The 9,622-nt window shown below is 63.9% G+C and carries 6 protein-coding genes and 1 pseudogene; 4 read left to right on the forward strand and 3 right to left on the reverse strand.

Annotated elements, in window-relative coordinates:
• Positions 1-352: 352 nt before the first annotated feature.
• Together ABGB11_RS41925 and ABGB11_RS41930 are read right to left on the reverse strand one after the other, a co-directional pair.
• Positions 353-1,393: a low specificity L-threonine aldolase gene (locus ABGB11_RS41925; RefSeq protein WP_347641268.1), complete on the reverse strand. Its 1,041-nt coding sequence runs from the start codon at positions 1,391-1,393 to the stop codon at positions 353-355.
• Between the two features lie 139 nt (positions 1,394-1,532).
• Entirely contained in the window at positions 1,533-3,977 is a 2,445-nt protein-coding gene (locus tag ABGB11_RS41930; RefSeq protein WP_347641270.1) for a tetratricopeptide repeat protein, read from the reverse strand.
• Between the two features lie 783 nt (positions 3,978-4,760).
• On the opposite strand from ABGB11_RS41930, the gene ABGB11_RS41935 reads away from it, so the two are divergent.
• The 4 genes from ABGB11_RS41935 (at position 4,761) to ABGB11_RS41950 (ending at position 8,792) form a co-directional block, all read left to right on the forward strand.
• Positions 4,761-5,459, forward strand: coding sequence for a hypothetical protein (locus ABGB11_RS41935; RefSeq protein WP_347641271.1), 699 nt, complete (start codon positions 4,761-4,763; stop codon positions 5,457-5,459).
• Entirely contained in the window at positions 5,456-6,343 is an 888-nt protein-coding gene (locus ABGB11_RS41940) for a DNA methyltransferase (protein ID WP_347641272.1), read from the forward strand. The genes ABGB11_RS41935 and ABGB11_RS41940 overlap by 4 nt, the downstream gene beginning before the upstream one ends.
• Before the next feature lie 469 nt (positions 6,344-6,812).
• Positions 6,813-7,085, forward strand: a complete 273-nt coding sequence (locus ABGB11_RS41945; protein ID WP_347641273.1) for a DNA-binding protein — start codon at positions 6,813-6,815, stop codon at positions 7,083-7,085.
• On the forward strand, positions 7,086-8,792 hold the full coding sequence (locus ABGB11_RS41950) for a site-specific integrase (protein WP_347641274.1): 1,707 nt from the start codon (positions 7,086-7,088) through the stop codon (positions 8,790-8,792).
• A gap of 704 nt (positions 8,793-9,496) precedes the next feature.
• Here ABGB11_RS41950 and ABGB11_RS41955 read toward each other — a convergent pair.
• Positions 9,497-9,622, reverse strand: a pseudogene (locus tag ABGB11_RS41955) (IS630 family transposase); the annotation flags it as partial.

Below are 9,622 nucleotides of genomic sequence, written 5' to 3' on the forward strand. Positions count from 1 at the left end.
GCTGTCGAACACACCCGCCACTGGTCACTCTGGCGCCGACGCCATCAAGCCCACGCACGCACATGCCACTACCAGCGACAACAGACCTGAAGACACTGAAGATCACGACTTACCGCTGGAGTACTAGTCCATTTCGAACACCGCCGGATCACCTGAAAGTCAGTGAGAAAACGTCAATAGGCCGATAATGGCAATCCTACTTCTCTTAAGCGATGGCCGACGAGAAACAGTAGATGCTATCACAATCGGCGTCAAATTGGTCTTCGATAAGTGCGTCCACCGCACGGGTTCGCTTGAGATCAGGCTCCTGCCTTGTACATTTGCCGCACATGGTGATCAAGCCGTCGCATCTTCAGGATTGCAGTTCGTCCGTCAATGCTGCAACGAAGGTCTCGACATCAGCCTCTGACGTGTCGAACGAGCACATCCAGCGGACCTCTCCGGTGTGCACGTTCCACGTGTTAAAGCGGAACCTTTTCTGGAGGCGCTGGGTGACCTCATCGGGAATTATTGCAAATACTGCGTTGGCCTGTGGTGGACGCGTCACTTCAACTTTGGGGAGATGGCGCACAGCCTGATAGAGAAGACGTGCCATTTGATTGGAATGCCTTGCATTGCGCAACCAGAGGTCTCCCCCGAGAAGCGCGAGAAATTGCGCGGATATGAAGCGCATCTTCGACGAGAGCTGCATCGCCGATTTTCGCAGATACTTGATTCCCTGCGAGGCATCTGAATTTAGTACGACAATTACTTCACCCATCAGCAGCCCGTTCTTGGTCCCGCCGAAGGATAGGACGTCAACATCCACATCGGTGGTGAAGGCGCGAAGGGGGAGGTCCAGTGCTGCTGCAGCGTTCGCGAGTCGGGCGCCGTCGAGATGTACAGCCATCCCGCGCTCGTGAGCGTACACACAGATACTTGCGATCTCTTCGGGAGAGTAGAGTGTTCCCAGCTCCGTGGTCTGTGTGATTGACACGACCTTCGGTTGGGCGCGATGTTCCATGCCCCAGCCCCATGCCTGTTGATCGAGCAAGGAGGGAGTTAGTTTGCCGTCGGGCGTGGGCACAGTTAGCAGCTTTAGTCCGCCCATTCTCTCTGGTGCACCGCACTCATCCATATTGATATGCGCGCTCTCCGCGCAAATCACAGCCGACCAACGGTCGGTCATTGATTGCAGGGCAATCACGTTAGCCCCTGTTCCATTGAACACAGGCCAAGCTTCGACTTGATCGCCGAAATGACTTTTGAAGACCTCCTGCATTTGTGTAGTGTAGACGTCATCTCCATAAGATGGCAGGTGTCCGGTGTTGGCGGTGGTCAAGGCTGCGAGTACTTCTGGATGGATGCCCGCCCAATTATCACTGGCAAAGGCGTGCATGGTCGCATCATGCATTGACTCCAATTTGGACTCCATTCAGCGTTGAAGAGCGGGAGCTTGCTGGATGTGGGTGGCGGTTATCTTAGTCGGGCTTGGTGGCGTTCATGTTCTGTCAGAGTCATCCCAATCGCGTTATGACGAGGACGAGTAAGGATTACTCCTGCTCGGAGTAGCCGAGTCGGTCTCGGGCCTTGCCGGCTTCATCCGTCCGATGGGTGATCTTTATTTCCACAAACAGCTGATTGGCGTGCTGGTAGGCCGTGCGAGCGGAATCGCGCTCTCCCTGAGCCTCCGCGACCTTTCCAATTCGAAGATATATAATGGCTTGCCCGTGCCGATTGCCGATAACGCGGAAGAATTCGCCAGCCTGTCTATAACACTCGATGGCTTGCCCGTGGTCGTTGCGGGCTTGGGCGACGTCTCCCAGTCCTTGCAGGGCGTTGGCTTGTCCGAGTCGGTTGCCGATCAGTTGGAAGAGTTCTTCGGCACGTTTGTAGCATTCGGTGGCCAGTTGGTAGTCGTTGCGGGCTCGGGCGACGTCGCCTAGGCCGTCGAGGGCGTTGGCTTGGCCGAGTCGGTTGCCGATCAGCTCGTGGATGTTGCGGGCTTGTTCGTAGTGCTGGACGGCGAGCTCGTAGTCATTGCGGGCTCGGGCGACGTCCGCTAGGCCGTCGAGGGCGTTGGCTTGGCCGAGTCGGTTGCCGATCAGCTCGTGGATGTTGCGGGCTTGTTCGTAGTGCTGGACGGCGAGCCCGTAGTCATTGCGGGCTTGGGCGACGTCTCCCAGACCCTTAAGGATGTTCGCCTCACCTTGCTGGTCGCCAGCGCGTTTAGCGGCGTCGCACATCGCGGCGTAGAGCGCGGCACATCGTTCAGATCTATCACGTAGGTAGAGCAAGAGTGCTACAAGGCGGGCCAGTCCAGAGGCCCGCTCCCAGCCATAACTCAGTGCCGTGTGAGCGGCAGTGTCGAGTTCGTCAATCGCGGCCGTTAGCCAGGTATGAGCTTCAGCCGGCGTAGCGAAGGATTCTTTTGTACCGTCCGTTTCCAATTTTTGATGGTTGAGCAGCGTTGCGGTTGCCGCGGCAGCGCTACCGCGGAGGCATTCGTAGAGACGGTAACGGGCCTGCGTAATGGATTTCTCGTCGTCTGTCTTATCTGCGCGAAGTCGTGTGTAGTCGGCAAATAGGTCATGGAATGCGTAACGACTATGCGGAAGGCCGGCAAGCATGTTACGTCGCAAGAGCTCAGCCAGCTGAACAGCCACTATTGGTAGAGGCTGGTCACGCAGGGCGCTTATTGATGCAGTCTCGAAGTCTGGTCCGGGATGCCATGCGCAGGCCCGCAATGTCGCTTGCAGCTCTCCACTGAGTGCCTCGTAGGACACCGTGAACGCAGTTGCAGCTGCGCGGTCGGCGTCAGGAACATGCAGGAGCGGCCTTTTTGCCTCGCGCATGGCCGCAATCAGCTGTGCTGCGGTCAACACAGTAAGTAGTACGCCAACCGGCCGCAGTGCCAAAGGTAGCAGTCCGCATAATTGGGCTAGCTCCTCAAGTTCTTCGGCACGGCCGATTTGATCCGCACTGTGGCCCGCCAAGCGCGTCAGTAGAGTTACAGCATCGGTCGTGGGCAAAGTGTCGATCCGCATGCGTAACGTCGTGTCCAGTTCCTCCAGTCTGTTGCGACTGCTGACCAAGACCAGGCAATGCTCAGCGCTTCCAGTACCAGGTAGCAGCGGTATGACTTGGGTCGCGTCGCGGGCGTTGTCGAAAATTAGCAATACTCGCCGCCCGGCCAACCAGGCGCGCCACAACCCGGCCTTCCCTGCGGTGTGCTCAGGTATCTCGGCTGCGGCGAAGCCTGCTAGGCCCAATAGCTCTTCCAGTAATTCTCCTGCCTGGCGGGGCGGTTCTCCGGGCGTGAATCCAAAGAGATCCACCTCAAAGCGTGCGTCGGGGAACTGGTCTTTCAAACGCGAGGCAAGCGTTCGCGCCATGGCGGTCTTCCCGACGCCACCCATCCCGTGCATTACCACTACTGGAAGTGCCTGCTTTTCCGCTTGTGCGGCTCGGCAGGCCTCGAGTATGTGATCGATTGCTTGGCTCCGCCCTACCATGATCGTCGGCGGGGGCACGAGAGTATTCAGTATAGTCTCGGGCGGGGATACGCTGGGGCCGGCGGAAGCGTACCAGCTGTTGATTTGGATGCCCTGCCCTTGCAGCGGCTGCTGAGCTTGATCATATGCCGTAGCGTCGACCTGAATCTTCTCGGCCGGTTGGGAGTATTCCGCCAAGAAGGCGGTCAGCTCACGCACCTGCCCTTCAAGGTGAGGTGTCTCTGACAGTAAGTGCGCAAAGCGTTGTCGCAGGATGGCATCCTGCTCTTGACGTATTTCTTCTGCTTGGTCTCCCGTTCCGGCCAACAGCTGCTCACGAGCTTGCTCCAACTGGAGGAGTGCACGTGCCTCCTCCTCTTCATTCCCTCTGCCCAGAAGGTGTGCTATCCGGTGTTTGGCGCCCACCCATCCGTCGGTGACCATCGCAGTCACCACGCCCGTTCCCGCCGTGGCCGCCAATGCGGCTAACGCTTCGTTCAACATCGCCCACTCCTGTTATAATATGCCGTAAATCTACTACACCTAACAACGACTTGGAAGATGGAAGCCGAGTCGACCTATTTGGAGACGGCGGGGGGCCGTCGTCGTGCAACACGGTCAAGTGACGCGCTCGAGAAGAGAGAACTGCCGGTCACTTTAGGAGAAAAATGGATGTCCGTAATCGGCTTCTGATGCGATCTTCAAAGTGGCCAGGAGAATGAACGGCCAAGGTTCACATGGATGATCTAGCTACTCCTCGCCCCACGTCCTCGGCAGCAACCCTCTCTTCGCTGTCCTTACCTTCGCTGTGACCCTGGCCGCACTCTTGGCCTCCGGTACCGTCCTCCCACCGGACTTGCCCCACCACACATGAGTGACCGGTAAGGGACGGCCGACTGTACGGGGATCATGTTGTGACGCTGAGAGCAGCCAGCCCCAAGCCGGTCCGGCGCAGTCTTGACTCGAACGTGGCGAGCCACGAGCTGAAAACCGCGTCCGAACGCGGTGCTTCATTGCTGCACGGGGATCGGGTGGCCGTCTCGGGTCACCCAGAAGATGAACCACACACCGTCCAACCCGCCTACCGGCCGAAACGCCGATTCGAAGACTCAGCGTCGGATGGTTCCGCTGACCGTCTGGCTGTGCTCCGACACCACCACACCGGCTCGTGACACCGACGCGTCCGGTGCGGGTCCTGCGAACAGCGGTCGCTCCCAGTCCGGCCTCCAGGCGAGGAAGCTCTGCCTGCGGCACCGCCAAGCGGTCGGTCAGGAACTGGCCCGACACTTGATCACCACCTGCACCGGCGAAGGCGATCTGGTCGCCGATGGGTTCACCGCCAGCGAGGCCGTCCTGGCTGCTGCCGCCGGCCTCGACCGCCGCGGCATCGCTCTGGTCCCGCATTTCCCGCTCGCCCAGCACATCGGCGCACGCCTCCGCGGCTCGTTGTCCGAGGAGTTGTTGAAGCGGGTGGAGATGCGGCCTGCCCGGCCGGACCAGATGGCCCGCGCGCTGGCCGACCACCTCGGCGATGTTGCGCTGGTCATCGCGGCCCCGCCGCCGTATGAGACCGGCGGCCACGCGCCGCGCACGGTGGGGGAGCGTAGCTGCCCGGCGTGCCGGGCGGACCTGTGGATGCTCAGCAGTGAACAGCTCGGCCTGTTCCTGGCCTCAGCGTGGAAGGTGCTGCGGCCCGGCGGGGTCCTGGCCATCGCCACCACCACACGCCAGCAGGCCGGACGCCTCATCGACCCCGCGCCACGCATCATCCGCCAGGCCCAGGGCCTGGGGTTCCGGTACGCCCAGCACGTCATCGCGCTGCGCGTCCCGATCGACGAGGACGCCCTGGTCGTCCAGGCCGGACCCGCCGACCTGGCCCAGCTACGCGACACCCGCTCACGCGCGCTGCCGCCACCGGTGAGCGTCCACGCCGACGTGTGCCTGTTCACCAAACCGCAGGCCCGGCGGGAGGGGGGCGCCCGATGAGCCACCACCTCTCAACCGGCGCGTCGCTACCGGTGTCGGTGCTGGCGACCGGGCAGCGGCCCTCCCGGCTGCAGCGCCAACGCCGCTACACGCCCGAGTCGATGCGGCACCCCGGCAAGATGCTGCCCGCGATCGCCGCCACCGTCATTGAGTCCTTCACCCGTCCCGGGGAACTGGTCGTCGATCCGATGTGCGGGATCGGCACCACTCTGGTCGAGGCCGTCCATCTGGGCCGCGACGCCGCCGGGGTGGAGTACGAGCCCGACTTCGTCCACCTCACCCTGGGCAACCTGCGCCACGCCCGCGCCCATGGTGCCTCCGGCCAGCCGCAGGTGGCGTGCGGCGACGCCCGCAATATCGCCACCATCTACCGCGACCTGCGCGGGCGGGCGGCACTGGTGCTCACCTCACCGCCGTATGGGGCCCGCACGCACGGGCATCTGCGGTCCGGGCGCGACAACGGCGGCGGGAAGATCATTAAACGCCACCACCGCTACTCCACCGACCGCGGCAATCTGGCCCACCAGCCCCTGCCCGGCCTGGTGGACGGGTTCGGCCGCATCCTGGTCGGCAGCGCCACCCTGCTGCGGCCGGGAGGGGCGATCGCGGTCACCATCCGGCCCATCCGCGTCAAGGGTGAGCTGATCGACCTGCCCGGCCAGATCATCGACACCGCCGCACAGCACGGTCTGGTCCTCGCTGGCCGGTACGTCGCGCTGCTGGCCGGGCTGCGCGGCAGCGGCTTGGTCAACCGGGCCTCCTTCTTCCAGATGCTGGAGACCCGCCGCGCCCGCGACCGCGGAATCCCCGCCTGCGCCATCGCCCACGAAGACCTCCTGATCTTCCAACGCGCCACCGACCTGCCGCAGGAGGAGGGCCGATGAACCAGCACTTGCACCGACCGGTAGGTGATCGGGTCCTGGACCTGCTGGCCATCCTCCAGCTGGGCCTGTGCGGCCGCTGTGGCCGCGCCCGCTACCCCACCCGCCGCACCGCCCGGCACGCCGCCCGCATCGCCGCTCCCGGGGTCCGGTTGCGCGCCTACCGGTGCGGCGACGCCTGGCACCTGACCAACCCAGCAGGACGCCCGCCGTACATCGCCCCGCCGGTTACCCTCGCCCAACGGCCCGGCGCGGCGCGGGGGAGCCTTGACCGGCCGGGGCGAGGCGAGCGTCGATACGGCCGCTCCGGTCCAAGCGTCCAGGGCCGCCCACGGGCGGCTGTACGGGTGTCGTCTGGCCGGAGCGGTTCCGATCCGCTGGAGGACACCCATGATCCCCAAGCCCGCGAAGCCTCGACCGGGTGGCTGGCCGATGGCCGTCACCCGGCCGTGCGGGTTGCTGGGGGCGAGTGGTGAAGCCTGGGCTGTCTGCGGCGGAGATCCGTTCGCTGCCGGTCACCATCGACCTGGTCACCGCGGGACGCGCGTTCGGTGTTGGACGCACCAAGGCCTACCAGCTCGCCCGCATCGGGGACTTTCCCTGCAAGGTGCTGCGGGTCGGCCGCAGCTACCGGGTGTCCACCGCCGACCTGCTGGCCGCCCTCGGCCTCGAAAACACCGCTCTTGCTGGCGGGGACCAGCCGAGCACCGATGGGCAGCCTCCCAACAGCAAGAAAGAGGACTGAATGGCCCCCAAGGGAAGCACCTACAAAACCTGCGGATGTCGCGACCAGAACGGCAAACGGCTCGGCCAGCAGTGCCCGAAACTGCGGCGCGGAAACGGTCGGTGGAGCAGCACCCACGGCAGCTGGAGCTACCAGCTCGAACTCCCGCCCACCGCGTCAGGTACTCGGCGCAGCCCGCTGCGTCGAGGCGGATTCCGCGGTCAGGATGCCGCCGAAGACGCGATGAACACGACCAAGGAACTGCTGGCCATCGCCACCGACGAAACCACGCTTGTGCAGATCGCGGACCTGATCGTGAGCACCGTCCGAGCCACCAAGAAGCTTCCCGATCCCGAAACCGTGCGCCGTAAGGTCCGCGCCGGGCAGGATCTGGACCGGCCGATCACGGTCGGGGAGTACCTGGAGTCCTGGCTGGCGGGACGTAAGAACCTGCGCGAGGGCACCCGCCGCTCCTACGCCAGCCATATCGCGCTCTACCTCAAATCCCACCTCGGCCACATCCTGCTGGACCGGCTCCGAGTCATCGATGTGGACCGTGTCTTTGACGCCAACGATGAACTCAACGAACAGATCACCATGGCCCGCGAGTCCGGAGACCTCACCCTTCGCGCCAAGGTCAAAGGACGCCGAGTGGTCGGTCCAGCCTCCAAACAGCGCATACGCGCGACACTGCGGTCCGCGCTGAGCAAAGCCGTGAAGCAACGCCTCGTCGAAGTCAACGTCGCCGCCTTGGTGGAGCTGCCGTCAGGCAAGGCGCCCAAGGCACTGGTGTGGACCGATGAGCGAATCACGCACTGGGAGAAGAGTTTCACCGCTCATACCGAGCTGATGAACGCCCGTCGCAAGCGCCAGTCCCGGCTCGAACCGCACAAGCGCATCGGCGAACGGATCAACCGGCTGGACGCCTACGTCGGCGCCCCACGCCCGTCCAAGGTGATGGTATGGACCCCTGCCCTGACCAGGAAGTTCCTGGCCCGGGCCCGCCACCACCGCCTGTACACCCAGTACCACCTGATCGCCTTCCGAGGACTGCGACGCGGCGAGTCCTGCGGCCTGCGCTGGCCCGACCTCGATCTGCGGAACGGGACGGCAACGATCCGCTGGCAGATCACCCAGATCGGCTCTGACACATTCGAAGGCAAACCCAAGACCGAAGCGGGCGAGGCCACCATCAGCCTGGACTCCACCACTATCAAGGAACTCCGTGCCCATAAGGCCCGGCAGAACGCCGAACGCCTCGCCGCCGGCGATGCGTGGATCGAGACCGGCTTCGTGTTCACCACTCCGACCGGCCAACCAACGAACCCCAACGATGTGACGGAGCAGTTCGAACAACTATCCATGGAGGCCGGGCTGCCACCGATCCGACTGCATGACCTACGGCACGGCGCCGCCACCTTCCTTCTCGCGGCCGGTCACGACATGAAGGTCGTCCAAGAGACGCTGCGACTGTCCTCGATCGCCATTGCCTCCGACATCTACACCAGCGTGCTGCCCCAACTGGCCCGCCAGTCCGCCGAAGACGCCGCCGCCATCGTTCTGAACGCCGACCGCCGCCATACACGGCGGCAACCTGGCCTGACCGTCACCCAACCACCCGGACACGCCAAGCCCAGCGGCGACACCACCCTGGACGCCGATCCGGACCGCAGCGACATCCACAATGCGCAGGAGTCCGACTCCGTCCCCCAGGTGGGGGCCTCCTGAAAGGCCACCCAGGGCGATGCTCCGGGCACGCCGTCACCGGCGGAGATAGGGCCGCACGGAAGCGATACACGCGGCCCGGCGCGTAGCGTCGCGCGGGAACCGGCGTCGGCACTCGGTACGGACCAAACCCGGCACCTGATGCTGCCGCCGTGGCCGATGTGTCCGTGGACTGGAATGCCGCGGGAGCCTGCGCTTCGACGTGCTCCGGCTGCGCGGCAATGAAGGCGGTACCCAGTGTTTGCCGGGTACCGCCGCTGCCGTTGCCGCGTTTCTCTCGTCCTCACCACCACGCCGGTCGTGATCGCGCGGGATGTGACTTGGGGAAGATCCGCTATCGGGAACGCGGGGATGTCCGGTGGGGGACGGGGCCAACCGGTAGTTCAGGTTCGTCGTGCCTGTAGAAGGGAGTGGTTGCGATGGCGCTGACCCGGATGAGTCGACGAGGTGAACGACAGCCACGGTACCGAGGACGGCCAGGACGCCGCTGACCACAGGTGCCGCCCAGCGGCGGCTGCGCGGGAGTCGATATCGGTGGCGTGGACGGATCCGCCACGGTTCATCAGGTTCAGGTGGCAGCCGCATCTGCTGCCTTGAAGGCGACTCGTTGATCACCACACCTGGCTACCAATGGTGATGGGGTACTAACAATCAGGCGCGCTGCTGGCGCCTCGTGTGGACGCCTCTGGAACGCCTGGACCCGCCGCCTAGTGTCCCGCGCCAGGAATTCGATCAAGATATGAGGCGAGGCGTTCGAGGATCTCGTCGGCGGTCTTGGTCCAGGTGAAGGGCCTGGGGTTGTCGTTCCACGTCTTGATCCAGTCGCGGATGTC

Origin of the sequence: Actinomadura sp. B10D3, assembly GCF_039871695.1 — a bacterium.
In the GTDB taxonomy this organism is placed as follows: Bacteria; Actinomycetota; Actinomycetes; order Streptosporangiales; family Streptosporangiaceae; genus Spirillospora; species Spirillospora madurae.